Source organism: Pantoea sp. USHLN256 (assembly GCF_037149875.1).
GTDB classification, from domain to species: domain Bacteria; phylum Pseudomonadota; class Gammaproteobacteria; order Enterobacterales; family Enterobacteriaceae; genus Pantoea; species Pantoea nemavictus.
This window is the reverse complement of sequence record NZ_JBBCQO010000001.1, coordinates 837,234-862,954: the sequence shown is the minus strand read 5'-3', so window position 1 is coordinate 862,954 and position 25,721 is coordinate 837,234. Positions and strand designations below refer to the sequence as shown.

At 51.1% G+C, this 25,721-nt stretch carries 22 protein-coding genes; 2 read left to right on the top strand and 20 right to left on the bottom strand.

The genetic code is table 11. From position 1 onward, the window contains the following. Positions 1 to 94 precede the first annotated feature (94 nt). Both WFL93_RS04105 and WFL93_RS04100 read left to right on the top strand, forming a co-directional pair. Positions 95 to 1,225: a DNA cytosine methyltransferase gene (locus tag WFL93_RS04105; protein WP_336777308.1), complete on the top strand. Its 1,131-nt coding sequence runs from the start codon at positions 95 to 97 to the stop codon at positions 1,223 to 1,225. Continuing rightward, the gene (locus tag WFL93_RS04100) at positions 1,182 to 2,162 is read left to right on the top strand and encodes an HNH endonuclease (protein ID WP_336777307.1); all 981 of its coding nucleotides are present in this window, start codon (positions 1,182 to 1,184) and stop codon (positions 2,160 to 2,162) included. The genes WFL93_RS04105 and WFL93_RS04100 overlap by 44 nt, the downstream gene beginning before the upstream one ends. A gap of 310 nt (positions 2,163 to 2,472) precedes the next feature. On the opposite strand, the gene WFL93_RS04095 is transcribed toward WFL93_RS04100, so the two are convergent. The 20 genes from WFL93_RS04095 to tssL form a co-directional block, all read right to left on the bottom strand. Further along, the gene (locus WFL93_RS04095) at positions 2,473 to 3,186 is read right to left on the bottom strand and encodes a hypothetical protein (protein ID WP_336777306.1); all 714 of its coding nucleotides are present in this window, start codon (positions 3,184 to 3,186) and stop codon (positions 2,473 to 2,475) included. Positions 3,187 to 3,823: 637 nt separating this feature from the next. Beyond that, positions 3,824 to 4,183, bottom strand: coding sequence for a hypothetical protein (locus WFL93_RS04090; RefSeq protein WP_336777305.1), 360 nt, complete (start codon positions 4,181 to 4,183; stop codon positions 3,824 to 3,826). 223 nt (positions 4,184 to 4,406) lie between these two features. After that, complete coding sequence (gene tssG / locus WFL93_RS04085) at positions 4,407 to 5,447, bottom strand: type VI secretion system baseplate subunit TssG (RefSeq protein ID WP_336777304.1); 1,041 nt, start codon at positions 5,445 to 5,447, stop codon at positions 4,407 to 4,409. After that, entirely contained in the window at positions 5,444 to 7,228 is a 1,785-nt protein-coding gene (gene tssF, locus WFL93_RS04080) for a type VI secretion system baseplate subunit TssF (RefSeq protein ID WP_336777303.1), read from the bottom strand. Before tssF ends, tssG begins: the two co-directional genes overlap by 4 nt. A 7-nt stretch (positions 7,229 to 7,235) precedes the next feature. Continuing rightward, positions 7,236 to 7,637 (bottom strand): hypothetical protein, encoded by a 402-nt coding sequence (locus WFL93_RS04075; protein ID WP_336777302.1) that lies wholly within the window; start codon positions 7,635 to 7,637, stop codon positions 7,236 to 7,238. Next, positions 7,619 to 8,941, bottom strand: a complete 1,323-nt coding sequence (locus tag WFL93_RS04070; protein WP_336777301.1) for a phosphatase PAP2/dual specificity phosphatase family protein — start codon at positions 8,939 to 8,941, stop codon at positions 7,619 to 7,621. Before WFL93_RS04070 ends, WFL93_RS04075 begins: the two co-directional genes overlap by 19 nt. Then, on the bottom strand, positions 8,934 to 10,697 hold the full coding sequence (locus tag WFL93_RS04065; RefSeq protein WP_336777300.1) for a bifunctional alpha/beta hydrolase/class I SAM-dependent methyltransferase: 1,764 nt from the start codon (positions 10,695 to 10,697) through the stop codon (positions 8,934 to 8,936). Before WFL93_RS04065 ends, WFL93_RS04070 begins: the two co-directional genes overlap by 8 nt. 2 nt (positions 10,698 to 10,699) lie before the next feature. After that, positions 10,700 to 11,326: a lysophospholipid acyltransferase family protein gene (locus WFL93_RS04060; protein ID WP_336777299.1), complete on the bottom strand. Its 627-nt coding sequence runs from the start codon at positions 11,324 to 11,326 to the stop codon at positions 10,700 to 10,702. Between the two features lie 9 nt (positions 11,327 to 11,335). Then, positions 11,336 to 12,265, bottom strand: coding sequence for a phosphatidate cytidylyltransferase (locus WFL93_RS04055; protein ID WP_336777298.1), 930 nt, complete (start codon positions 12,263 to 12,265; stop codon positions 11,336 to 11,338). Next, positions 12,258 to 12,860 carry a CDP-alcohol phosphatidyltransferase family protein gene (locus tag WFL93_RS04050; protein ID WP_336777297.1) on the bottom strand — a complete coding sequence of 201 codons (603 nt, stop codon included), beginning with the start codon at positions 12,858 to 12,860 and terminating at the stop codon, positions 12,258 to 12,260. The genes WFL93_RS04055 and WFL93_RS04050 overlap by 8 nt, the downstream gene beginning before the upstream one ends. 31 nt (positions 12,861 to 12,891) lie before the next feature. Continuing rightward, positions 12,892 to 13,413: a type VI secretion system lipoprotein TssJ gene (gene tssJ / locus WFL93_RS04045; RefSeq protein WP_336777296.1), complete on the bottom strand. Its 522-nt coding sequence runs from the start codon at positions 13,411 to 13,413 to the stop codon at positions 12,892 to 12,894. Then, on the bottom strand, positions 13,410 to 16,745 hold the full coding sequence (locus tag WFL93_RS04040; protein ID WP_336777295.1) for an ImcF-related family protein: 3,336 nt from the start codon (positions 16,743 to 16,745) through the stop codon (positions 13,410 to 13,412). Before WFL93_RS04040 ends, tssJ begins: the two co-directional genes overlap by 4 nt. Next, a complete protein-coding gene (locus tag WFL93_RS04035; RefSeq protein WP_336777294.1) occupies positions 16,726 to 17,862 on the bottom strand; it encodes a hypothetical protein in 1,137 nt (378 codons plus the stop codon). The genes WFL93_RS04040 and WFL93_RS04035 overlap by 20 nt, the downstream gene beginning before the upstream one ends. Next, positions 17,859 to 18,122, bottom strand: coding sequence for a PAAR domain-containing protein (locus WFL93_RS04030; protein WP_336777293.1), 264 nt, complete (start codon positions 18,120 to 18,122; stop codon positions 17,859 to 17,861). The genes WFL93_RS04035 and WFL93_RS04030 overlap by 4 nt, the downstream gene beginning before the upstream one ends. After that, positions 18,119 to 20,431 carry a T6SS phospholipase effector Tle1-like catalytic domain-containing protein gene (locus WFL93_RS04025; protein ID WP_336777292.1) on the bottom strand — a complete coding sequence of 771 codons (2,313 nt, stop codon included), beginning with the start codon at positions 20,429 to 20,431 and terminating at the stop codon, positions 18,119 to 18,121. Before WFL93_RS04025 ends, WFL93_RS04030 begins: the two co-directional genes overlap by 4 nt. Beyond that, positions 20,416 to 20,937: a DUF3304 domain-containing protein gene (locus tag WFL93_RS04020; protein WP_336777291.1), complete on the bottom strand. Its 522-nt coding sequence runs from the start codon at positions 20,935 to 20,937 to the stop codon at positions 20,416 to 20,418. Before WFL93_RS04020 ends, WFL93_RS04025 begins: the two co-directional genes overlap by 16 nt. Further along, positions 20,934 to 21,719, bottom strand: coding sequence for a YceK/YidQ family lipoprotein (locus tag WFL93_RS04015; protein ID WP_336777290.1), 786 nt, complete (start codon positions 21,717 to 21,719; stop codon positions 20,934 to 20,936). The genes WFL93_RS04020 and WFL93_RS04015 overlap by 4 nt, the downstream gene beginning before the upstream one ends. 5 nt (positions 21,720 to 21,724) lie before the next feature. After that, the gene (locus WFL93_RS04010; RefSeq protein WP_336777289.1) at positions 21,725 to 22,468 is read right to left on the bottom strand and encodes a DUF4123 domain-containing protein; all 744 of its coding nucleotides are present in this window, start codon (positions 22,466 to 22,468) and stop codon (positions 21,725 to 21,727) included. 2 nt (positions 22,469 to 22,470) lie between these two features. Next, positions 22,471 to 24,855: a type VI secretion system Vgr family protein gene (locus WFL93_RS04005; RefSeq protein WP_336777288.1), complete on the bottom strand. Its 2,385-nt coding sequence runs from the start codon at positions 24,853 to 24,855 to the stop codon at positions 22,471 to 22,473. A 38-nt stretch (positions 24,856 to 24,893) separates the two neighbouring features. Next, positions 24,894 to 25,550 (bottom strand): type VI secretion system protein TssL, short form, encoded by a 657-nt coding sequence (gene tssL / locus WFL93_RS04000; RefSeq protein WP_336777287.1) that lies wholly within the window; start codon positions 25,548 to 25,550, stop codon positions 24,894 to 24,896. Positions 25,551 to 25,721 lie beyond the last annotated feature (171 nt).

The window sequence follows — 25,721 nt, the reverse complement described above, 5'->3', positions numbered from 1 at the left end:
TTACATTTTGAATCTCATACTGTACATTCATACAGTTGGACATTATGATAGACTCATACTATGTTATCAATATCAAAGCTAGGATAGAACTTTTATGAGTAAAATCAATAAGTTAAAAGTCATTGACTTGTTTTGTGGAGCTGGTGGCTTATCTTATGGCTTCATGAAAAATGGAAATGGTGCTCATTTTGAAAGCGTCTTAGCCCTTGATAACGATAGCGCTGCTATCAAAACTTATAATGCTAATTTTGGTGATCATGGCGTAGTTGCGAATATTGAGGACTGGATTACTAATAACCCTATCCCCGAGGCTGATATTGTTATTGGTGGTCCGCCATGCCAAGGTTTTAGTTTATTAAATAAAAACCGAGAAGGTGACCGTCGTAGGGCCTTATGGGAACCATACATGGATATTATCGAAAGATCGTCTGCCTCGATTTTTGTAATGGAAAATGTACCCGGCCTCTTGTCGAGCGATGAATTTCAGGATATTAGTGCGCGTGCTGAAAGCATGGGATTCATGCTTCTTAATCCTTCTATACTAAATACCGCGGATTACGGCGCACCTCAGACACGAAAGCGTGCAATTGCTATCGGTATAAAAAAAGAGCGTTTTGAATTGGATGGTATTCCAGCATTCCCTCCTTCCCCCTCTCATCAAAATCCGGATAAACCTGGCTCTCTCCCTTCATGGCTGACAGTAAAACAATTTATCTATGATCTACCGGAACCAGTAGGTACTGAGATTCGTAATGTTGCGCCTCCGTTGGATCTTCACTTCGGTCGAAATCCAACTGCCCTTTCTAAAGAGCGTTATCGTGCCGTTCCAGTTGGTGGTAACCGTTTTGATTTACAAAGAAATAGACTAGATATTACACCTGCGTGTTGGGTTAAAAAAACCTCTGGTGGTACAGACTTATTTGGACGCTTATGGTGGGAGCGACCATCCGTAACTATCCGTACAGAATTCTTTAAGCCTGAAAAGGGACGTTATCTTCATCCTGAAGATCATCGCCCAATTACACATCGTGAAGCTGCACGTTTAATGAGCTTTTCTGATGACTTTGTTTTTTTGGGGACAAAAACAGAAATAGCTCGTCAAATCGGTAATGCTGTACCCCCTGTATTTGCAGAAAAAATTGCCTCTTATGTTATTAATTTAATGGAATGCAGAATTCAAAATGGCCAGAAGAACGAAGAAGAGCGAACCGGAAGCGCTGCGTAAAAAGCTTTTAGCATTAATAGCTGATTTTGAACATAAGCTGTTAGAGGATTCATTGCGGGATCAGGTTCTTACTCTTGTTCCGGCAAATCATCTATTGCGTGATTTGGGGAGTTCTCTGTTAAATAATGATAATTGTAGTTCAGCCCGTGAGCGCATCCTTGCCTATTTAATTAAATACCCCCGAATAATTATTCATGGCGACGAATTAATGGTTGTCGCAGGTATCAGTGAATACGCACGTAGAATTCGTGAACTAAGAGTTCAATTTGGTTGGTCACTCCTGAGTGGGACGACTCTCAAAGAGATGGTCGAGCAGAATGAGGTTTCTTTAGAAGAGCTTAATGCGACTTCTATTAAATGCCTCAAAACCGATGTGTATGCTCTCATGACCATAGAGCAGGATAGGGAAGCTGCGCTTCGTTGGAATGAAGCGAATTTACTTCGTCGTAGCAAAATATCAACCAAAGATAAAATTCTTTCTTATCTTCGGAAAAATGTTGGCCGTCCTGTTACAGGTGAAGAGCTAAGATACTTAGCAAATGATAGTAAGGAATGGGCTCGCCGTACACGTGAGTTGCGCACTGAAGATGGTTGGCCAATTGCAACAAAAAATTCGGGACGTCCTGAATTAGATGTTGGAGCGTATCTACTTGAAGAAGACCGTCAGGCAGAAGTTCACGATAGAAAAATACCTGATCCTGTAAGAGTTAATGTTCTTGAAAGAGATAACCACTCTTGTAGAAACTGCAATTGGTCTCACGAAAAAAAGAAATCGAATGATCCGCGCACGTTTCTAGAATTACACCATATTGAATATCATGCAAATGGTGGAGCAAATACGATTGCTAACCTCATTACGCTTTGTAATGTTTGTCATGATGATGTTCACAGAAAAAATATACCTAATGAGTATCTGATTAAACTTTTAGGGCGATAATTAAAAACGAAATTTAAATTTCTAACGTTTCACATTTGTGTATTTCAACGTGAGCGGGTGATGACTGTCATTTTTTGTTTCATTTAAGAGTGGGATCAGTTTTGATTTTTTATTTTTTTTCATAGTAATCGCTGAGCATCTATGATTTTGTTATCAATTTATGTGGGTTTGCTTTTATTTTTTAATAATATAAGTCTTGGATGTTTTTTAATGGATTTTCTTAAGTGGCTGCCTATTTTTAATGGTAATTAATGTTAGGGGGGGCTGTTAAGGAAAAGATAAGTTTGATATTTGAAGTTTAAACATTCTCTTAAGATGAATTGTTTATTAATTTTAAATTTAAAGTGATTTTTGTTATATCGCGCAGGTATTCGAAATGATTGGCAATGTATTTTAAAGCTATAGCTCCAATCGATAATCCAAATAAAAAAGCTAATCCGAATGCAATTAAAGTGTTGATAATTCCAGAGTGAAAAATTCCTTTAGACATTGTCTCACTAAATTTTGTAAGTCCTCCTGTTGCTTGCAATGCAGAATATGCCAAACCGCAAATTGATATTATTGCGGTTTTTTCACCAAAAAAATTATTTAATCGATTGTTAATCCTATTGATTTTCAAGTTGAGCCATTCTATGGCATATTTGAGTTCTGATTCTGTATATCTTTCTAATTCCATGATGTGGTTTTCTGCAAAATAAATTTCACAAACAAGATCATTCATTACTTCTTTTTTTAGGTTAATAAATGATTTTAATTCATTTATTGGTGGAATTAAAAGAAAGGTGATGCTACTCAGCGAGTTGACTAAAAATAAAGATAGAGCAATTATTTTTGTCGTCTCTTTAGAAAGGAAGGATAAATTAATTGCTAAAACTAACGCTCCTAATAAAAATAATGAACCTAAACTTATAACAAAAAGAGTTGCCTGCGTTTTCCATAATGATTTAAGTTTGTTATTTTTTTTAAAGGTAGGGAAGGGCTTCATTCGACTGTAAATAGCAATTATTTGATTTATTCTTTGCATAGCTCTCACATAAGTTAATGGTTTTGTTATGCTAATATATAATAGATTTTTATTTTTGTAAAGATTAATTCTACTGTGACTATTATAGGGGGGGGAATTATGTTGATAATGGATCTTTCTGTGAAATAGATGGTGATGACATTTTTATTTATAATGATTAAAGGTGGCTTTTTATGCGATTTTTTAGGTGGAAATTTCTATAAGCTTATTAATTTAATTGTTATTGTTATGTTTTTCAATTAACTCTTCTTTTAAATCCACTTTTCGCCTCACTAATATCTGCAGTAATCGCGCAATCGACTCATCCATTCCGCACTTTACAAGCATATGAATCGCATCATTATTTATCATTTAACTAAATCTCACAATTTGTTGGGTTTTGTTAATATCGGCATAATCAACGATAGTCATACATTTTTAATTAATGTTTTATTAAGAGTTTCTGGGCTGGTGCTTTCTAACTGTCGTCGCTAAAAAATTATTTATAATGCTGGCTTTTAGCTGTAAAATAGTTAGTTGGTGTTTTTTTATCAGGTTAATTTAGTGGGGGTTATCCTTAAAAAATATTCAGTCACCCTTTTCCTAAGGCTATCATCATGGATGGATTGGGTTTTTCGTGAATATATAATAGCTACTCCTAATTAAAGTTCTCACAGTTCCGTAATTTGTAAAAAAAACCAGATTTAGTGTTCTCGATGATAAACCTGTCATCATAATTAGCACGTCTGAAAAAAGTTACTCCATTTGATGTCGCTTGCTGCTTTACTCCATCCATAACGGTTTCAAGTTGTGGCGAAGTGACGGTATTATCCAGCATGTGCGCAGTAAACTTATCACCTTCATCAAGCACCTCGGCTGCTTTCTTCATAAGCACGGTTTCGGTATGAGAGCTAGTAATTCTAATGTCACAAACATACGTTCCGGGGCCTCTATCTTCAGCAGCAAGAGCTGAACCTGTTGCCATTAGAATCGATGCTGTCAGGATTATCTTTTTCATATTGCCTCATCAGTAATTATGGTTTTATTTATTGAAAATTTTATCGGCATCATTGAGTAAAACTAAAATGATTTACTGTCTTAAAAAATAATGATGAAGATAGTTTGGAATCACACTGGCTGAAGTTTTCCCCTACACATTCTCTATTTTTCTCATCACATCTGGCCTATCATCAAGATTACTTTCAGCGCGAAAATTTGATTTGAGGCTATCCTTATCCCATTCATCCAATCACCCCATTTTCCTCACGTAACCGTCCTGTCATGATGCGCACAATTTCCGGCATTGCATGCAGATTATCCTCCCTCAACCCCAGCATCATGTTGTACCCATTAAATAATCCATCAGCCCCCAACCTTGGCAACGGCAGCAGTTTAGTAGGCATCGTAAGCCAAAACCGCAGATCATAATCGCACCCCAAATACGTCCGCAGTAGTGTCATCACGTCCTGCCTGAGTTGCCCATTAGGCATCCAGCCCTTCACTTCATCAAGATCGTCGGTCAAAAGCTCGACCCTCGAGCAATACCCGGTCACACAGATCTCATCCCCCAGTACCGGGTTCTGATCAAGCGACAAACCGCCGCGCAGTTCAAGCTGGGCGCTTTTCGCCACCGGCATTCTCAACGCATGATGCGCAAAAACTTCAACATGAGTATTAGGTGCCTGGCTGCGAATCACCGCCGCAATTCCTTCAGCGGTGTGCGTCGGGTGCAGCAGCGGCTGCAGTATCGCCAGTAAGCGCGAAGATGGCAGCTCGCGGCTATGGGCATTGCCCGTCAGCGCCATCAGGCTTTGTGAAATGGCATCATTGCCGCCGGCCGCAAAAGTGGCCGGATAGTTGTATTTGCGCCAGATGCGATAAAACTGCGTTATCAGCCGGTGATTGAATATATCCAGAAACGCGGCCATTGCGTCGGCGCCGTCACGGGCCTGATTAATATCATCAATGATGGTGGTGGGCAGCGGCGAATCCACGCCGTACAAGCCGAGGAAATGTGTTCTAACGGTGGGCGGCGCATCTGGATTATCGGCATCGATTTCGGTGCGCTTCAGCTCACTGGCGGGAAAGCCCAGGCGTGGGTTGGGGCGAAGGCGCACTGCATCACATTCCGGCGTACGGCCCGTGCCCAGGCGGCTATGGGTTGTCTGTTCTAGCAGCTGGCAGAAGCGATAAAAGTTAAACCGCGCCGTCTGATCATCGCCGTTGGCGTCCAGCCAGAACGGCGGCAGAGGTGAACGGTTTTGTTTATTGTCGTCTGTCACATCAATACCCTGTTAATGCGCCGTTCCGGCCAGGCCCATTCGGTGCCCGAGGCGATCAGCAGCACCGTCAGCTGGGTAAAGCGGATAACGCTGGCGTACTGGGTGAAGAACTGCTCCAGCAGTTCGCAGAACAATCGGGCATCGCCGGTGCCGCTAAACATTGTTTCATCCAGCAGCACGCGGATGCGCACGCCGTGCCAGTGATATGAGGCGTTATAGTCCTGCTGCCAGCTAACGTGACGGATACCGCTGATGCGTCGGCGGTTGTTCTCTTCGTCGCTCCAGTTAAATAGCGACATCACGGCCCGCAGGTTTTCGGCATTGCTAATCATCTGGCTCAGGGCGCGGGGATGCAGCAGCGATATCAGGTGCCACTGATAAAGTTGCGTGGTTGGCGGGTAATAGGGCATGGAAGGGGGCTGTCGTGTTTTGCACCGCACAGCCAGGTTGCCGATCACTGCGCTGCCATCAAATACCGCTTTCTCCAGCGCCATACGGGGATAATTGCCGTTGGTGCAGGTGATGTTCATAAACAGCGTGGCATCTTCCTGAGTTCGGTCAGCTTCGCTGGCATCGCCACCCAGCATCAGTAGGGTTTCATAAAGACCGCTGACGCCACGCCAGATGCGCGTATGGAAATAACGCTCCGGCCACGACGCTTTGTGTTGCAGCATGCCGCCTTTTTGCCGGAAGTGTCGATACGGCACATAACGCCGCTTATCCAGTTTTTCACTGGCGGCCACCGCATCCACGTTGTAGATCTCCATATGCTGATCGCCCAGCCGGCGTGGTCGCAGGCGATAATCCAGCACCGTGGGCTGCACTTTCAGCGGCTCTGCGTTGAGAGAAAACAGGTTGATAACCGGAGCGCAGTGAATGCGCAGCACATCTTGCGGCAGCGAAATGTCGCGCGGAAGTGGCTGTCTCAAATGGATTTCGAGCATCGCCTCCCTGCAGCTTTCACTAAAGGGCAGCGTGTTAAGCCCGGAAAGGGTAAAGAACGCATAGCGCGCGGGAAAATTGAAATATTCCAGCAGCGGACGCACTTCGCCGCACAAGGCTGGGCTGTCGCTTTCCGGCCACACCGAGCGCCAGTGCTGCTGCCAGCGGGCGCGGATGTTGCCAGTAAAGGGTTGTGGATCGCAGTTATCACTCTGCGGCAGGCGAACCGTGATTCGTTCAATATCGTTGCTCAGAGCCTGATACATCAGCGACTGCACCGGGCGATCTCCGTGGATATAAAGCGGGATATCGCTGAGATCGATCTGGCTTGGATCCGCCTGGGAACTGAGAGCAAACCGCAGGCAGATCATCTGGTGCCCATCGGGATGGAAGGGCGCCGTTATCTCGCCCAGCGTCAGCGGATGCAGCTTGAGCGCATCGGTGGTGCGATAGGGGCAGCGCAGGCCGGTTATATCCATCGGGCGGGTCAACAGCGTAGTGCCTTCCGGCAGCACGGCATCACGTACCTGGGCGATGGTATCTGGCGTGAGTTCAACGATCGCCATCGATGGCAGCGTGCGGTTTACCACTGGCAGCAGATGCCCAAGCAGTGGCTCCGTCAGTTCAGGGATATCATCTTCAATCTTGCGGCGCATCTGCGCCACCAGTAGCGAAAATCCCTGGAAGAGCTGCTCTACAGACTCATCCATCTTCAGCGACGTTCCGTCGATGCCGAGGCGACGAGCCGCCTGCGGATGCTGTTCAGCAAACTCTTGCGCCGCCGATTTCAGATAGCGCATTTCACTGTCGAAATAGTTGAGAAAGTCGTGTTCGTTCATGGCTCACCTAATCAACCGGCATCAATGTCAGATAAAGCACTGAGCAGAGTGAAATCAGCCACAGCAGCAACAGAGAGAGCAGGGTTCGATAAAACAAGGTGCGCGTTCCCCGCCAGCGATCCGGCAGAGAGCGGGTGTCAGAAGTTTTTTGCCGCCACAGATGCGCCATGCCTTGATCAAATTCGGCAAGATCCTTGTCGTCGTTGAGCAGTGAGAAAAGCCGCTCATCCAGCCATAAGCGCCAGCAGTAATAGTGCGTAATTAAAAACAGCACCATTAACGGTACGCTAAGCACGGAGGTGAGGAGGTGAAACATCATCGCCAGCGGTGGCAGCGTTAAGGCGGCGACGTAGCGCCAGCTGGCGAGATGGATGTGCATAATCCGGTTCGTCATGCTGTTGTCTGACATAACTGCTCCTTGCTAAATGCTTCCAGAGCCTTGATGTGGGCAGGCGTGAGGACAATCTGCGGGCGTCTCGACTGAATCAACTCAACAGCCTGAGCAACTGACGCAACGTGCCCCTCAGCCAGCAGCCAGGCTGCAACTACCGTCGCACTGCGCGATAAACCCAGGGCACAGCAAACCAGCACTTTGTCATGTGTCTGGCACAGCAGGCGGAGTTGCCTTACCGCATGGCGCATATCCTCAATCTCTGGCACCAGCAGATCCATCAGCGGGTACGCTTGCCAGCGCTGTGCCATGCGGTTGCCTTGGTGGAATTCGGCTGTCAGGTCGAAAACTGCGATATGCCGTTCCGCCTTACCGGGAAATCTGCCCAGCGCTACGCCGGTGAAAATGACACTGCTTTTAGCCATGTGGCGGGAGAACCAGCAGCGGGAGATCGCTGCGCCTGTCAGATAAGGTAACAGCAGTAAGCGCGCGGAAAGAGACAGGCTGCCGCTGCTGTTTTTCTGGAATATCGTCACGCCCACTCCCGCGTAGCCCGCCGCTACTATCAGTAGTGCGATGCCGGGCCACAGCAGCAGATAGCCATAGGGAATGGCCATTCCCGCCAGTAAAAACAGTAATCCGCCGAGGCAGTATTTAACGGCGAGACGCTGAGCGTGCGGTGAAGGAGGCTGCCAGCGCCATCGGCCTTCAATCGGGATGGCGTAGCTGATGATGACCGCAACCCCATATCCACTGATCACATCGATAACATGGTGCTGCCAGGTCGTGAGCACCGAGATGGCAATCAGCACAAACCAGCTGCCTGCGACAACTCTCGCCTTGCGATTCAGGTGCTGGCGGAAGCGTAACCAGAGCAGCCAGGTCAGAATGATGTGCAGCGATGGCGCCTGGTTGTAGGGCAGGTCAAACTGCTCCAGCTGATGGAACAGCCAGCCAAAGGCGCCCAGTATTTCCGGGCGCGTAAAGGTGAATTTCAGCGGAAACAGTAAGAACGCTGCGCACGCCACCAGCGATGCCGTAAGCAGGCGATAGCCGTGGCGCATCAGCTCCTGTTTTGAGGTGCAGATAAACAGTGAAATGCCGTACAGCAGGTCAATGCTCCAGTAGGGCACGATGGTCCAGGGAACAAACGGTATCGCCCGCTCCCAGCTCAATACCAGGCTGCCGATATCCTCCCGGGTGGCAGTGAAGGTATTGACCTGGCCGTAACTGAGAAAAAACAGCGGGCCCAGCAGCAGTAGCCAGCCAAGCCCCTGTTTCCAGAGGCTATGTGGGCGCTGAGTCAGCGACGATTCAGTCATGCTGCTCTCTTACCGCCAGCGACACGGTGAAGATGCCAAACTCATCAATAAGCTGGTGGCACTTCTCGAATCCGGCTTGTTCAACCAGCGTGTCCATCTCTAGCTGGCTACGCACGCGCATCAGCCAGGGAATGCCGTTCTGATGGCTGGTTAAGGTCCAGGCAATCGTTTTGAGCTGCGGGTGCCACGGCTGCCCGGTATAAACCAGCACGCCGCCAGGAGGAATGGCTGCCGCAAGCCCCGCTAACGACGTTTTGATTAACGCATTGCTCGGGAACAGTTCATAAAGCCCGGAAACAATACCCAGCGTTGGAGCCGGGGCGAGAGTGGCGAGCGAGTCGTAATCAAAAGCATTGCCTTTTTTGAACTGTGCGAGATGGCCTAAGTTGCGCTCATCGATCAGCGCCTGCCCTTTTTCCACGTTCAGTTCGCTGTAGTCGCGCAGCAAAATGCTTTCAATATCAGGCTGCTTCTCCAGCGCATCAAGCACGTAGCGGCCATGCCCGGCGGCAATATCTACCACGTGAACCGGCATGTTGCTCTCATGCAGTTTCGCCACCGCCAGGGCAATTACCTGCTGGATATTTTCCTTACGCGCTCGAATGCCACGCCAGCCGATGCTGTTGAGATAATGGCGATCGATGATGCGACCGAGCACACCCGTTCCTTCGGCGGAATTACGGTAGACATAGTCAAGCGTGCTGCCGGAATCAAAGCCGGTTTCATATCCCAGCCGCATGCCTTTAGATAACCTGCCGAAGGTTTTCATGCCGGAGCTCAACGAGGCGTAAAACAGGCCTTGCAGCGAGCGGCGATGAGGCGGTGCCTGTAGTTCACGATAGGCATCAGCGCCCGGACTCCATTGGTCTTCATGGCTGTAATCGAACGCGTAAGGTGCGCTGCTGTAGAGCGTTTCGATAAACGACTTCATTTTATCGAAGGCAAGTTGGCGATCTTTTTCACCCAGCGTGTCGTGATAAAAGCCCGGCAAAATATGTTGCTCTTTAACCGCGCTGCGCAAACCCCGGAAGAATTTTTTCTGCGGCTCGGCATGCACCACAAAGTCATCGCCGGAGATCAGCAACTGCGTGGGTACGGTGATAGCGGCAGAGTCAGACACGATACGCTCAGCCGTTCTATACAGATCCAGCAGGAAATTCACCGCGATCTGACGGGTAATAAGCTTATCCTGCTCAAAGCTGGCGATGCGTTCAGCATCGTGACTGAGGAATTTACCTTTGACGTAGGAGTTAACGTAGAACAGGCCGCGCATGCGTTGCTGCAGACGTAAACCAGAGCGGGCAAAAGGAACGTACAGCTTCACCTTAAACGCGGGTGAAGCCAGCACCATGCCGCGAATTTTCGGCGCGTAATCATGTACCCAGGTAGCGACCAGCACGGCACCGACGCTTTGCGCGATGACGACGATGTCCTCCATGCTGACCTGCGCTGACTCCGCCACAAAGCGCACGAACTCATCCACATCCTGCACTGAACGGGCAAGGCTTGGGCTATAACCGCGCGCGCCTGGCGACTGGCCGTGGCCGCGCGCATCCCAGGCGTAAAAATGGGTGTCAGGCATGACTAACTCATCGACAACATGCTGTAAGCGCCCTGAGTGCTCGTGTCCGCGATGAAATAGCACTATTACTTTTTTGCTCTGGCTATCTTGCGCAGGCCAGTGTCGAAAAAAGAGTGATGCACCATCGCTGGTTAAAAACGAACTCTCTACAAATAAGCGTGCTTCCTGGCTCATGATCATTTCCTTGTTGCTTGCAGTTGTAATTCGACGAAACGGTTTAATAACGCGGCTTTAAACGCATCTTTGTTGTCCTGAAAACGAAGCGGATCATCGATATAGATATCGATAAAGAACGGCACCGGGATTTTTTGGCCTTTACCCATTGAGCGATCGAGCCCGTGCATATAGACCGGAATAATCGGCACATCTGGGCATTGCTGGCTGAGATGCCAGATGCCGGATTTGATTTCAGAGAATTTGCCCGGCTCTCCGCGCGTACCTTCCGGGAAAATAATGACAATTTTCTTTTCAGCCAGGGCATCAATGCAGGCCTGCAGCGGATTGGCCTGATGCGACCCGCGATAAACCGGGATGATGCCAATCACCTTAAGGGCAAACCAGCCAATCACTTTGTTTTTCAGGAAGTAATCGGCCGCTGCCACGGGCTGCACGTTCACCAACGTTGAGAGGGGGAAAAGGGTGAATAGCGTCAGCACATCGAGGTGGCTATTGTGGTTTGCCACGATGATCGCCGGGCCTGTTTTGGGTAATTTTCTGCGATTGGCCACCGCCACACCCAGCCAAATCCACATCAGCGGGTAGGCGATGCAAAGTGTAAAAATCCAGCGCAACATAGCGTTCATGTGCGCCCCTTACAGGTAGAAGTAGTAATAGAAGTGGAAGAACAGCGGCGCGGTGTAGATGAGGGAATCCAGCCGATCCAGAATGCCGCCGTGTCCGGGCAATAACTTACCGGAGTCTTTGACCCCGAAATCGCGCTTGATGGCCGACATCACTACATCACCGCAGAATCCGCTCATAGCCAAAATCAGCCCAGCCGCCAGGGAATGCAGGTGATCCATCTGCGTCATGAGCGGACCGAAAATGACAGCCAGTAACGTGGTGGTGAATAGGCCACCGAGCAGTCCGGCGAGGGTCTTGTTCGGGCTGACGTTGGGAGTCACCCTGATCCTGCCCAGCGATTTCCCCCACAGATACTGCGCAATATCATTCAGCTCAGTCAGGGCAACGAGGAAAATAACCAGCAGCGCACCGGCGCTGGCATCCGCGCCGGGTAAGGTCATCAGGTAGGCAACGTGGCTCAGAGCGAACACCGTGGTCATCATGCCCCAGTGCATTACCGATGCGGAGTGCAGAAAACCTTTGGTATCTCCGGCGATCACCATACGCGCCGGCAGGAACAGAAAGACGTAGACCGGAATAAAGATAATGAACATGCCGTACCAGGCCATGTCGACCCAGAGATATTGCAGCGGGATGGCAGCGTACATCCAGAGCAGGGGCATGCTGTCCGAACGCCGCGTTGGCGCCAGCGTCAGATACTCTTTCAACGCGAGGAAGCTGATAAAGCCAAAGAAAAACAGCGCCAGCCATTTTGGTGACAGCATCGCCAATGCAAACAGGCAAATAATCACCCACCAGCTGTGGACGCGCTGCTGCAATTCCAGCCAGTTGCGTTGTGGACGGCATTTTTTCAGCACATAAGTCACGCATGTTGCCAGCATGAGCACGGCGAAAATGCCGCCCAGGCAGTAGTAGAGAAGGCGTGTAGATTCAGACATTTTTTGCCTCCGTCGCACTGCGGCAGCGATTGAGGCAAGTCCAGCACAGCAGCATGGCTGAGAGGGCAAAGACCGCATTTACCCATTCGAGATACTGCGGCCACAGCGCAATAACCAAGGCAACTGCACCGAAGATAAACGCACGATCGCTTTTGCCCAGCGGTCCCCGGTAGCTGCGGGTGCCGTTCAGCGTCTGGCTAATCACTCCACAGAATTCTGTGAGCCAGGCGAGCAATACCACCAGCACCACTAACCCGGGTGAGATGCCGGGAATAAAGGCAAATGCCAGATAGAGTGCGGCGTCAGAGATAACGTCACCCACTTCATTGAGGATTGCGCCTGCAGTGGATTGCTGGTGGAACTCCCTGGCTAACATGCCATCAATGGCGTTTAACGCCATGCGGACCAACAGGAAGATTGGCAGAGTGATAAACCAGCGAGGATCGGGGAAACAGATCAGTAATGCACCTAACGCCACCGAGGTAAGCATGGCAAATAGCGTCACCTGGTTGGCAGTGATGCCCCGGGCATGTAACTTCACCACTGTGGGTCTTAACAGATTCTGAAATTTAGGTTTTATATCGTATAGCGTCACGTTATGGCTCCTGCCTTGTGAAATTGAAGTGTTACTTCAATGAATCCAAATTTAGGGTGTTATCCCTTACTTCAATCGTGCGCGGTGTATCCGCATCAAGATCATCGCGGCTTAATACCCGCTTCCATGTACCACGCTCTCTGTCAGGCTGGCGGAACAGGCCAACTATCGCCACGAACTGCGCCTGTTGCTCCATCGGCATAGCCATAGTGATGCTTTGCCCTGGCATTACGCTGAGTTGTCGCTGCGCGACCAGGCTCTCTTTCAGCACAATGTCTGGCTGCGTGAGCAGATCGTGGTATTCGGTGTTATCGAAAGTCTGACGTTCGCTGAGCTGGAAAATACCTAAACGCAGTGGCATGGCGTGGTGAGCATCATCCTGATTGATCGCGGCGCGGGCGTTGAAAGTCAGATGCAACCTGTTCACCTGACGATAAAACACCGCTTTTGCCACACTCGCCGTTCCCTGTTTAGTTTTTTGCCAGGCACCGCAACTACTCAGCAGAATGGTCGCAAAGCAGAGCGGCAGCATGTTTAAGAAACGGCGGGTCATGGTTCATCTCCCTGATAAGCGGCGTCATCTGGCGTGGCAGAAACAAAGATGCGCGTCGGCAACCTGAACCCGCGCAGATCGAGCAGCGCCAGCGGGCCGTTACCCAGCTCCGTGCGAATTTGATAGTTAAGTGCCAGTCCATCCGGCGTTGGCCACACCACCCGGTAAATATTGCCGCCCAACCCGGTAATACGTGCTTTATCCAGCAGGCGGATCAGTCCCCAGCTTCCCGGATGATCGGCATAAATGCGGGTTCCCGCTTTGGCGCTGCGCCAGGTGAGCGTCGTTTGTGGCTGCCAGCGGTTGTCAGGCCAGTTCAGCGTTTGCCAGCTCTCTTGCTGGTTAAAATATTCAAGCTTCTGGCGATCCACCGTCAGCGCAGACTCCACCACCTCACGGGAAGGTTTTGCCATCATCTGGAAATGCAGCGCCACGTCTCCCCGGACAAAGGCGACGTTGGCGATGCGCGTCAGCTTGTTTAGCGCATTGAGAAAAGCGGGATCGAATGTCAGTCCCTGACTGTGCATGGCATCCGGCACCCAGCGATCACCCTCCAGACGCAGCAGGCCACCTAAACGGTGGTTAACAAACTGCGCAATGCGTCCGGTATCGGTGCGCAAAAATTGCGCCAGATGTGGCAAGGAGACGTCGCTTTCTCGATGAGCAAACGGATAGCGGTCGGCGAACGCTTCATCCCAGGGAGTAACAATGTCGTTCTGCCACTGATGGTTAATGCTCTCTGCGGTTGGGCTAAGCACATGCTCCCAGGCCTGTACCATCGGCTCCACAAACACCGCCTGACCCAATCCGCTCCACTCCTGACCGAGACTGGCAGCAATCAGGCTGCCGTAATCGCGGGTATCGGTAAGATCGACCGCTTTGCCCTGAAAAACCGTTAGCGCCAGCGACTGCATCATGGCCTGCGGATCCGGGGCGTTGGTCACCTGCTGCAGACGCAGACGCACGCGGGTGATGCGGGTCAGAAACGTTTGCAGACTGAGGCTCTCTGTTGCCGCTGCGCCACTCGCGGTTAGCGACAGTAGCGGCCCAAAAGTGGCATCCAGCGGACCACGCGCGCCCTGTGGCTGAGCAATCCCTTTTGCTTTATCGCTAGTGAGTAGGTGCTTTGCTGAGCTCACCAGCGAATCGGTAAGATCGCCGCCGGTTTGTCCGGTGCGGCCCTGAACATTTAGCGTGTTCATTAGCGCAATCAACGGTGATTGACGTATATCCGCCAGCAGGGTGAGCTGTTCAATCGATTCGGATAGGCTCTCTGCCCGCTGCCATTGCAGGCTGTTAAGGAATTTCAGCCAGGCGCCGGCGTAATCGGAGAAGTAGCGCTCGGTCAGCCGCGTCTTAAGCGTTTCCGCAGAGACTTCATTGTTGCTGGCCGGTTTACCGTCGCTCAGTACCCAATCGATCTCGTCCCGGCGCACCTTCGCCGCTTTCTCAATTGCGGGCTGAATGTCCTCCTCCCACGCTTTGCGGGTGAAGACGCCGGGCACGGTTTCATCGGTGTTGAACAGCATGCGGCTGTCGGTGCCGCTGACCATTTCGCTCAGCGTCATGTCGGCATAGTCGCGGGCCACGTGTTCAAGCAGCTTCTGGTAGCGATTGGCTTCGGCATTGCTGGCACCCATCTGGCGCAGCAGGGCCGAACGCATACTGCTGACCAGTTGCATATCTGGCTCCAGTCGCCATGCCGGATGCGCAGGCAGATTGGTCATCATAAAGGCCAGCATGTCGCCGCCACTGTTTTGCCAGCTGGCGTCCATAATGCCATCGCGCTGCTGCCAGATTGTCATCAACGTGGTACTGAAAAATGCCGGATCGGCTTGGTCGGGATGCGCCAGCATCAGGTAAGCCTTCAGCAGGTCATACATCTGTTTGGCATCATCTGCCCGCCGCGGACTGTCCGGCGGCAGGTTGCGCCAGTCGCTCATTAGCGTGGAAAGGCGCTGAGCGGAGGCGTCACGCAACAGCGGCATGGCTGCCTGCTGCCACGGTTGCCACAGGAAATGCAGCAACGCATCGTTCTGGCTAAGGCCAAAACGCAGGTACCAGGGCGCACCGTACAGCTGACGGTGCTGCAGACGCTCGATCTCTTTCTGCAATTCCCGCAGCGCGAACAGCTGCTGATGCAGCGGCTGGCGGGTATCCGTTGCCGCAGCTGCAAGATGCTGATCCGCCTGCAGCAAACGAAGGTTAGCAATATAGGAAAACACCAGGCACGCCATCCACACTGCCAGCAGGCAGGAGCAGAGCATTAGCAACGTTTTTTGCCATGAAGCGCCGTTAGTCACCGGTTTACGCCAGCGCAGCGCCAGCAAATCCCGCCATGCTTTTCCCGGCTGCCAGGCATGAAGCAGGGAAGCACTGCCGGATGTGAGCGATGGGCTGAGCACCAGGCCCGCCAGCGGCAGCGCCCGTGCGCCTTCTGAGAGTTGCGACAGTGTCTTTGTCAGGCGCGTGGAGCCGCCGTTGCGCAATGTGCGCGCCAGCTCCAGCAGAAAACTGTGCTGGCGATTAAGGTCGGTTTGTTGCATACCACGCTGGACCAGCTGGTGCTCAAGCTCATCAAGCGACTGGCGATAATCGTCTGCACTCTCATCGGGGGCAATAATAAATCCTATGCCTTGCTCGGGAGATGTTGATAGCGACGGCGCATGGCATTCCCACAGCCACAGCGGGATATCCTGGCCCAACAGGCTGTAGCGTTTTTGCATCTGGCGGGCCGTGGTATCCAGCAGATCCTGCGTCATTTCTGCTTCGGCATTGACCACCCAGACCACCGCATCAGCCAGCTGGCGGCGGATTTTACGCAACGCCCGAAGCTGCGCGGGCTGCGGATCCGCCTGTGCGCTACCGTGCCACAGCAGCAAGGTATTGTGTCCCTCCAGCCAGTGCTGGGTTGTCAGCCCCGGAATACTCTGTTCGACCAGATGCTCATCCCCGACTACCAGCAGAATGCGCACCCGGCTGCGCCAGCGCCATCGATACTGGAAACGCATCTGGCTGATAATATCCTGCGCCCTCTGATTGTCTGCTGGCCGCGGCTTCTGCGTTCCCGTTGCGCCTGTTACCTCGCATGCCTGCAGCCGCACCAGCCAACGCCAGGCGAGCATAAACAGCGGGCAGAACCACACCAGCGTCAGCCAGACGATCAGCGACCAGAAGGCAATCTGACGCGGCAGAGCTTCAGGCAGATCAAGGCTGCTGCCAGCAAAGTAATACAGTCCGGCGCCGATCAGTACCAGCAGGGTAATGGCGATCAGATAGCCACAAATCAGCCTGAACAGCGAATATCGCGGGTTAGTGCGTGAGGTTTCCACGGGGAACACAAACTCCTGTAATGTATCGAGATTCCCGATCTGCGGCGATCCAGCCGCAGGACTGACCGTTGAGCGCAGAGAGCAGCGCCAGCGACCGTAAGGTAAAAGGTGTGATTTGCCCGGCGTTGCCAAGCCACGGAGCAAGCACATGCTCCAGAGCAGACCAGCCGCCATCCAGCAGCGCTTCCATCTCTGGAACATCCGCCGCAAGGATCCGATCCGGCACATCAGCCAGCCCGGCGTAGCGGGATAGCTGCGACACGGTCTGCGCAGCCGTTTCACCTGGCACAGGCTGCCAACACTCTGAACGGTGCAGCAGCGCCGAGCCTCGCGTTGAGCAGAGCCAGGCAAAGGCGGCTTCTCCGGTGACCTGGTCGTAAGCAGGCACGCCTTCGCCACTCCCAGCACAAAGCAGCAGGGCTGGGGGAGTTTCAGCGATAAGATCGATAACGGTGTCAGTGCCAGTCCGTGACGTAAGCCGGAGAATTTCTTCGGGCAAAACCATGCCCTCGGCCAGCAGCGTTTCTCTAAAGGTGGCCAGGCTTTCATCACCACCGAGCCAGCAGAAGTGGGTGACAAGGCGTGTTTCAACTGCCTGACGAAAATGGGCTGCTAAGCGGTTAGCGAGATAAGCCGCCAGCATCGCAGAGCGATCGCGTGTGCCGTTCAGCACCAGCGGGCAGCGCAGCACGGCGTAACCTTCAGCATTGATACCCGGCTGCGATGCGTCCGGCGGTTGCGACAACAGCGCCAGATGTTCGGCAATGTCATCCCCGACGGGCGTCACCAGCAGTACGGTTTCAACCGGTAATGCCTGGCTACGCTTGCGCCACCAGGCATCCAGCGCCAGCGACGTTTCGGCTTGGTGCGTCCGACTGTTATCAGTGTTTTGCAGCCATATAAGCCAGCGCAATGCCACCGCCAGCAACCAGCACAGCAATGGCAGCACCAGCGCCCAGAACCAGAATAGCGGCGAGCGGGTCGGTTTCCCTTCTGGCCACAGCAGGATGGTAGTGATTGCTGTGATAAACAACAGCACGGGCAGCGTCACCCGCCAGCGCCGCCAGCGGACAGGTTGAACGGCGGCATAGTCAGCATAGACCGGAGGTTGATTCATCCGCAGATATCCATATCAGGCAGTGAGCTGACCAGCATGCAACCGCAGGCGCACCGGTGGCCATCCAGCGCCACGGGCTTACCGTTTACGGTGCTGTTAGGCGCTCCCTGCATGATGGTGGTCATGCCGTGCTCGTTACATTTCGCTTTATCGTTAACACAGGCCACTGACTTGCCGAAAGCATCGAAACTGCCGCTGAGCACTTCGCCGCCGTAGGGTTTGAGCGTATCGCCAACGCGCACCAATTTTTTGAGCGTCATACTACTTTCGCTCCTGATGATTTCAGCATGTCGATGGCAGAGGTCATCATGGCTTGGTGCTGTGATGTCACAACATCGGAGCGGGCAAGGGCTACAGCGGTCCCTGGTTGCGTGGTGGCTGCCGGCGGATTCAGCGTCTGAATCACGCCGGTTGCCGTATCCTTCACTTTATAAGTGGCGCTGTTATAGGCCGTTTTGGGTTCGATAAAATAGATGACGTTGTTGGATGTTGGCGCGGCGTTGATTACTTTGCCTTCGACAGATATCAGGCGAAGATTTTTATTGGTCTGGTTACCACAGTAAATCATGCGGTAGCGGAAATAACCGCCCCAGGGCTCGCGTCCACCCAATGCACTTTGCATAAACCAGGCGCGGGAATCGTGAATTTGCTCATCATAGAGCGCAAGCAGGTCGGCACGTGGTTGCGTGCGGATCCCGGTGCCTAGCTTATCGATAAACAGTTGGGGATAGCGTCGATTGCCATCGGCTTTCATCTGCTGGTATTCAGCGTCTTCATCATCACCATTGATCAGGAAGACGGCATGCTTGGGGATCACATCCAGGACAATTTGTGTGGTTTGAGCTTTCCAGTCACCATTAATATCGCGTCGCCACAGCTTGTAATCATGCTGAAATTCCCGGGCAGCTTCGCGTAACTGATACTGTGCGTTGGTTGGATCGAGATCGGGTTTGCCCTGTAAGCTTTCATCGAGCGGTTTGCGATTCTTTTTCGCTTCGGCGCGACGAGCGTTAAGTTCACTTACCGCTGTTTTATGATCTTCCGCTTCTTTTTTAAGTTCGTCAGGTTTTAACTGCGGTGCCTTGTTGAAGAAACTGTCAGCAAACTTCTCCCCTTGCGGAAGCATACTGCCATGAGCATAGCGGCCAATGCGCCAGGCGGTGATCCAGCCAATCTGATCGATTAGGGCTGTTTCAAGCGCCTGAGAAAGCTGGTAAGGACGATAGCCTTCTTGCTTATCATCAATTTCTTCGTTGCCTTGTAGGGTGGTGTTCAGCAGGGTTTGACGCCAAATGTTGAAGCGTTTGATTAGTGATTTACTGAAGTCGAATTCTCCTTGTGATTCGGGAGACATCATTCGAGAAGGTGAAATGTCCTTTATAAGTGCAGAGATACTTTTAGGCAGAACTGCTAATGGCGCTCCCGCCTCAAAGGCCGCAGCATACATATCATGAAGAACGATTTGCGAAAGAATTTCACCTGTGCCATTGCATGATTTTCCCTGATCCCCCGGAGGATAGCCGCCGCCAACATCTGAGTGCATTCCGGGGTAAATAACCTCCTGAGTGTTGGCCGGATAGCTGCCGTCTGGGCGACGGACTGAGTCAAGGGGGAAGCATAAACGCTGCTCGTGCGCGGCAACGAAATGACGACAACACTTTATCAATCCCGGAAATTTATGTTCATCAGGTAATTGCTGACTATTATCCGCCCAGCCCATATGACCTGCGGCACCTGGCAGAATGTGAGCAGCACCAACAGATGCTACCGTATCCAGTAATCCCAGAAACTCAATACTGATCGGCAAACCAGCAAGTATAAGATGTTCGTTTTTAAATTTGGGTTCGGGTATCTGAGTTAACCAATTAACAAAAGTCCGCGCTTCGGCAGCTCCGCGAGAAAATCCGTAGATAAATAGCTTAACTCCCAGAATATGTGGCTGCTGGATTTCCACTACCTGGCTATTTAACGCTTTTACTAAAGTGTTAATCACATTACGTCGGTTCACTTCTCCTGAAAAAGATCCGCGAGCCTGCATGCTGGACAGCATACCTTTCGCTACTTCATCATTAAGGCGTTTGGATCCTTTAGAAATGGCATAAGTTAATGCATCCACCAATCTTAATAACGCCCAGTTAATTCGATTTTCTCCCCCAGCGGCGAAAGCAAGCCCATCGTTGCTGTAATCCATTTCACCAATTTTAGGGAATGGTGTGCCAACACCTGGAATGTAATAGGCGAAATATCCATCGGGTTCGGCTGTTTTGGCATATGTAGCATGAAATAATTTGGCGATATTGGTTGGATGAGGCGGTTTCGATACGCGAGTATCGTTCTCTTCATTATTTCCCGTACCATCGAAAAAAAAACTGATATGTAGGCTCCGGCAGCAGGGTATGATGCCTTTCTTACTTGTTTCTTCGGCCAGGCTGGCTCGATAATGATTTTCTTCGCGAATCTGTTTTTTATAATTGGCATTAACCTGCGCTTCGCTAAGCAGCAGGCGACCACTGTCAGGGAACAGCGGTGGTGCAAAACAAGGCAGCGCTAAATTCATTTCACGGGACATGTCGCAGGCTCCTTCATGTTAAGAGGCTCTTTAATCGGGTAGCCCGATGTACCGTATCCAGAGCACGCGGTTGCCACTTTCACCTGATTACAAGCCAGGAAATGCACCGTTAATCCACAGCGCTCCTTGCCATACTGTGGAATATTAATGATGGCGCTGTGTTGCTGGTATTTTGTTCTATGTTGTTTATATGCTTTACGGAACTCATCAGTCCCTAATGGAGGCAAAATTACATCAGGATTAGGGTCAACTTCCCATTCAATCCGAGCTTTAATTTCGGGCGTCCATTTTTCAGGAAGCATGATGCAGCATGTGTTACCAGTCAGCCTCCCGCCATATCCATTAACCGAAAACGAATTAACACCACTGTCAGCCATATGGTTGATACCGCTCAAATCCCCAGCGGTATAACCATCGTCATTTTTTGCTTGCGAGCACCCTGAAGTCATTACAGTAATAAAAAATAATAATCCATTTTTTAGCCAATTTGATAATCCTTCATTCATTGCCAAACTCCTTCCATTGAGAGTTTTACCTGCCCTGAAGCTGAACATTGAGATTGTTCGGCTAGAAAGTTCAATTGTTGGAAAAGTTCCTTTACAGGTTTTTGCTCAACAAACTCAGAGTGGTAGTATCCAGATTTATTATTAATAAGCATCACTCGGTTACAGGGCATAAACAGTACAATGACACTTGCTGCCTCACGCAGATAATTATCGGGGGTAAATGACTTAACCATACTGCGTGTATCCGTTGATTTTGCTATCGGGAGCTCTTTTACATTATTCCAGCTAATCGTCACGGATTCTGGGGAAAGCAATGGATTGTTTTCAGTCAGTAGGGAACGAGTATCAATTTTACCTGATGCGCTACCAGCCTGAGGAATAATTCTGCTCCGTGACTGCGTAAGTATTTCTCCAGTACTTTTCTTTCGGATGATATAATTAACATCTGGTTGGCTCGTCATATTGACGGCAAATATTGGAATGAAATTGGTAGCAGGTTGCCTATTTACCGTCGGTGATTTGCTAACAGCAAGATCTACAGGCAGCAAAACCGTATCTATCACTGCATCAAAAGGTAACGAGATAACTGAAAAAACAGGTAAAACACCGACAGAGAAAAGCCACATATAAGCATTTGAGGCATTTTTAATATCGGTATCTACCCCGCGATATATCCTTTCGCTACTTTCACTACGTAACAAAGTTCCACATCCAGCTAGCTGCACAAATAAAACTGCGCAGATTACCTGCTTAGCGAACGTACTTAATATCCGTTTTTTCATTCGGTTTATTCCTTATAGTCCAGAAGATCGCCCACATAACCCGCCCGGCTTGCCTTTAATGCGATGGCGAAACAGTGTGCAAAGTCTGCTTCTCGAGAGCCAGACGTAGTCGCCCGCTCTTTCATCAGCGCCTCGGCATCGCTGATACATCCCATCAACTCCACCTGTGCATCACTAATGCGATTCATCGCCGGAGCATCAGTAAGCTGTCGCTCCGGGTGCCATGTGCCGGTTTTCCACACTAGCTCGCCATCCCGATCTCGCCAGCTCCAGAACAGCGCGATATCGGTGAACGCCGCCTGCTGTTCTGGGGTCAGGACGTGTTCCAGCAAAGAGGGAAACACGCGGTTGTCGTAGTAACGCAGTAAGCCGGTTTGCTCTTCCCAGTGAACCTGAGAGAGTGCCTGCAGATGGCTGCTCTGCAGATCGAACGCCAGCGGTGAAAGCAGTAACGTCAGGCGTGGCGAGCCGGTGAAATGCTCCACCAGCTGTTCCAGCCAGCGCTGGTGGCTGCCGGCGCTCCAGTGCAGTCGCATTACCAGCGGCGAATATTCTGCCGTTGCAGCTTCCGGCGTACCTTCGAATAGCGCGAACCAGCGTAATGGCGGGGTTATCTGGTTCAGCGCCTGCTGCAGCGGCTGCGCGCTACCGGCCTGATCTACCAGCACATCGATATAATCCTGCCCGGCTGCAGTGCAGAGGGCAGTAGCCTGCTTCAGCCATGCTTTGCCGTTATCTTTATTTGTCATCGTTAGCCCCGCGGCGCAAAAGCCAGCGCCGCCTCCTGCGCTTTTTTCAGGCACGCTTTGCACACCGATTTAGGCAGTTCTGGCAAGTGAGTTTCTTCGCTGGCGGGAGTATCCCAGGCATGCGCGCCACGGATGCTGGTTTTACCCGGCGAATGGATCTGTATATCGCCTTGCGGCGTGATCCGGATGGTTGCGCCACCGCAGCCCAGCACGATGCCGTTTTTCGCGGTCAGCCGCAGCTCCCCCTGCACGGTCTGTACGCTGATATCTTTCATCGCCGTCAGTCCCAACGTGTCAGCATGGGATTCCACCGTCAGCGGTCCTTTGCCTGACACCATGCGGATTCCCTCCTGCTGCGACAGCAAAGAAATCGCCTGACGGGCGTTGACCTGAATACGTTTGTAGCTGGCAATACTGGTTTCCGTCTGGCTTTGCAGGTGCAGAGTGGTGCCTGAGTTAAGAAGGATGCTTTTAGGGCTAACTGCACCGATACCTTCCGGTGCGCTCAGCAGCATTGCCGGGGATTTCAGCTGATCGACAGCTGCCAGATAAGCCTTGAGATGGGCGGCATCGGGCTGGAAATTGTGGTGAGACTGCGTGATGGTTTGCCAGTCGCTAATCTGGCTGAGCGCACCTTTGATAAGGCATAGCGCTGGGGCCATCTCCAGCACCTTACCGGTTGCGGTAATTTGCGCATCTGCAGTAAGGAAAAGACCTTTACCGGCACGCAGCGTACCCGTGCTGTCCGTGCGCAGTTCAAAACCTTCACCGCGCTTAGTGCGGGCATTATCAACGATATGACCGAGCGATAGCTGGCTCTTACCGCCAAATTCCGTCGAGAGTTTGACATGCTCATAGCCCCGACGATCCTCAAACCTGAGTTTGTTGTTTGCCGGCGTCCTCAATACATTGCGTTGATAATTATAGAGATTAACCGGGTCCTCATGACGCGAGTCATGCATCGAGCAGAGGATGTACGGCCTGTCGGGATCGCCGTTGGTGAAGGCAATCATTACCTGCGTTCCGGCTATCAGCGGGAAGTGCCAGCCGTAGACATTCCCTGCATAGGGCTTCGCTAGCCGCACCGGCACGCTTTCAAAACCGGATTGCCATGACGCATTCACATCGAACTGGAACCGCACCCGATAACGTCCATGTTCATCAAGTTCGGCATACTGCGCATTGTCAACCGGGCTGCTTACGCGTGCCAGCAGTGTTCCCGCGATGTGCGGCCAGGTTTTCAGCGGTGGGCGATAGGGACTGTGGGAGCGTACCGGTACGGCGGTGAAACGAATAACGTAGGCAGTATCACGTGAAATTCGTGTTGAAAAGGTTGCAATGACCAGCAGACCATCCGGCGCATCCGGCCACGCTTTGCCTTGTGGCGAGATGACCATGCCCGGACGAATCTCCATGGCATTGGTGCTGCCTGCAAAGGTGATTTGCTCGGTGATCAGGCGTTCCTGGCGACGCCGGGCAAACCACTGGCCCTGTTCCGGCAGCGCTTGAAATTCTTTACCTCGCTCCTGATAGTTCTCACCGTAGCGGTAAAGCGTTCCAGTGAGTGCCGGTTTATCGGGATCGGTTTCAACCTCGGCCTGCATGTCATCCTGCGCATGGCGGTAATACTCATCATTGAGTTTTGTGCTTGCTGCAACCGACTGATGGTTAATGGATATATTCCACAGTGACTCCTGTCCACCATCAAACAGGCCTGACGGATGACGAAATGCAATAGGCATTTCTGAGGCGTATGCCTGCGCGCTATCCCCCAGCACCAGCACATCACGGTGATTTTCCTCATCCCAGCTGAAGTAATAAAACACGCCAATACGTGCGAGGTGGCGCTCAATAAATGCAAGATCGCTTTCGGCGTAAGAGATATAGAAATCGCGCACCGGATACTGCGTGCTTAACTGGAAGTGATAATCGAGTGAAGAGAATTCCCAGCGTTTCAGAATGTCTTCTACTACACCCGGCACGCTCATGTGTTGATAAACGGCATACGTGAGGCTGGATCGTAGCAGTGCCAGGCGAGACTCCAGCGTCACCACATACCGCGTTTCATCAGCAGAGGACTCACACTGCTGAAAAGCAGTAATTACGCCGCGCAGAATGCGTGGCTCTACCGATTGCCAGGGTTGACCGTCGGGATAAAACAGCAATTGAGCCGCGCTGTTAATTAAAATCTCAGCCGGAATATTGCGGGTAGCACTGGTTATCTCAATGGTGTAGCGCCAGGGCGTATTTAACGCCTCCTCACCACTAAAGCGTAGCACCGATAACTGAATATCCGGATGCTGGTTTTTCAGCGCAGAGATGTTTAGCTGATAGTGGTTATAAACCGGCGTAGTTCCGCCCTGAAGAACAAAATCCTTTCTGCCCATTAACAGATTCCTTCCTGAAATATGTATTGGTCTGGCGTTTACCCTTTGCCAGTCAGATATTGCAGATGACCGTTCATGATGAATGTGGCAATAGCAATGGCAACGATAATACCGCTACGAATAAGCCAGGGAGCGCGCTGCCAGAACGATGATTTATAGGGTGAACGCTGAATAAAAATCGGTTTGTCGGGTGATTCAGCCTGCTCAGGTAATAAGGCTTTTAGCTTCTGCATCAGCGAAATACGCTCTTCGTTATCTTCCGTCAGACACTTTCCGATATAGCCGAAGCGCAACATGCGGTAATAGCAGGCCACAAGAGTTTCCGCAGGCGCGGGTTCATGCAGCAACGTTCTGATGCGTTCGTAGAAGATTTCACCCCCATTAAGATGAGCGAGAAAATATCCTTGTAGCGGCGAGCGTTTCCACCAGACAGAGATGTCTGTATCCGGGATCGTCATGATCAGTTCATCAAGAAATACGCTATGCGCGAACGTGATTTCCTCGCAGAAAATAGGGGGCGCACCAGCGGCGAGGAGTTTATCCTGGACCTGCTCGATCAGGGTGAAACAGCGCTGGTAGAGCGCATCATCAATGGTGATGGTTTGTCCGTTTCGTATGGCGAGAGACAGCAGCCAGGTTTCCTGCATCAGAGTGTCGAGGGTATTAATTGAGATGTTGTGATCTGCAGAGGTCATGAGCACCATCCTGGTAACTACTGAGTAATGTTAATCCCTTAACCCGATAAAAAATTAAATCGAGTGCATTGCCAATGCTTATTACGAGTGCAGTTAAAAAGCTGGACTCTGTGCTTTTCGCGCAATGTTTAAACTTCAGTGGCGATGAAGGTATTACATTGAGTGATAGTT

What these genes read in the sequence shown, in the direction of transcription:
- WFL93_RS04015 (WP_336777290.1), bottom strand. Translation starts at nt 21,719, where the DNA reads ATGAAAAAACGGATATTAAGTACGTTCGCTAAGCAGGTAATCTGCGCA.
- WFL93_RS04030 (WP_336777293.1), bottom strand. Translation starts at nt 18,122, where the DNA reads ATGACGCTCAAAAAATTGGTGCGCGTTGGCGATACGCTCAAACCCTAC.
- WFL93_RS04075 (WP_336777302.1), bottom strand. Translation starts at nt 7,637, where the DNA reads ATGTCAGACAACAGCATGACGAACCGGATTATGCACATCCATCTCGCC.
- WFL93_RS04025 (WP_336777292.1), bottom strand. Translation starts at nt 20,431, where the DNA reads ATGTCCCGTGAAATGAATTTAGCGCTGCCTTGTTTTGCACCACCGCTG.
- tssF (WP_336777303.1), bottom strand. Translation starts at nt 7,228, where the DNA reads ATGAACGAACACGACTTTCTCAACTATTTCGACAGTGAAATGCGCTAT.
- WFL93_RS04100 (WP_336777307.1), top strand. Translation starts at nt 1,182, where the DNA reads ATGGCCAGAAGAACGAAGAAGAGCGAACCGGAAGCGCTGCGTAAAAAG.
- WFL93_RS04060 (WP_336777299.1), bottom strand. Translation starts at nt 11,326, where the DNA reads ATGAACGCTATGTTGCGCTGGATTTTTACACTTTGCATCGCCTACCCG.
- WFL93_RS04065 (WP_336777300.1), bottom strand. Translation starts at nt 10,697, where the DNA reads ATGAGCCAGGAAGCACGCTTATTTGTAGAGAGTTCGTTTTTAACCAGC.
- WFL93_RS04010 (WP_336777289.1), bottom strand. Translation starts at nt 22,468, where the DNA reads ATGACAAATAAAGATAACGGCAAAGCATGGCTGAAGCAGGCTACTGCC.
- tssL (WP_336777287.1), bottom strand. Translation starts at nt 25,550, where the DNA reads ATGACCTCTGCAGATCACAACATCTCAATTAATACCCTCGACACTCTG.
- tssJ (WP_336777296.1), bottom strand. Translation starts at nt 13,413, where the DNA reads ATGACCCGCCGTTTCTTAAACATGCTGCCGCTCTGCTTTGCGACCATT.
- WFL93_RS04020 (WP_336777291.1), bottom strand. Translation starts at nt 20,937, where the DNA reads ATGAATGAAGGATTATCAAATTGGCTAAAAAATGGATTATTATTTTTT.
- WFL93_RS04105 (WP_336777308.1), top strand. Translation starts at nt 95, where the DNA reads ATGAGTAAAATCAATAAGTTAAAAGTCATTGACTTGTTTTGTGGAGCT.
- WFL93_RS04055 (WP_336777298.1), bottom strand. Translation starts at nt 12,265, where the DNA reads ATGTCTGAATCTACACGCCTTCTCTACTACTGCCTGGGCGGCATTTTC.
- WFL93_RS04090 (WP_336777305.1), bottom strand. Translation starts at nt 4,183, where the DNA reads ATGAAAAAGATAATCCTGACAGCATCGATTCTAATGGCAACAGGTTCA.
- WFL93_RS04005 (WP_336777288.1), bottom strand. Translation starts at nt 24,855, where the DNA reads ATGGGCAGAAAGGATTTTGTTCTTCAGGGCGGAACTACGCCGGTTTAT.
- WFL93_RS04095 (WP_336777306.1), bottom strand. Translation starts at nt 3,186, where the DNA reads ATGCAAAGAATAAATCAAATAATTGCTATTTACAGTCGAATGAAGCCC.
- WFL93_RS04070 (WP_336777301.1), bottom strand. Translation starts at nt 8,941, where the DNA reads ATGACTGAATCGTCGCTGACTCAGCGCCCACATAGCCTCTGGAAACAG.
- WFL93_RS04035 (WP_336777294.1), bottom strand. Translation starts at nt 17,862, where the DNA reads ATGAATCAACCTCCGGTCTATGCTGACTATGCCGCCGTTCAACCTGTC.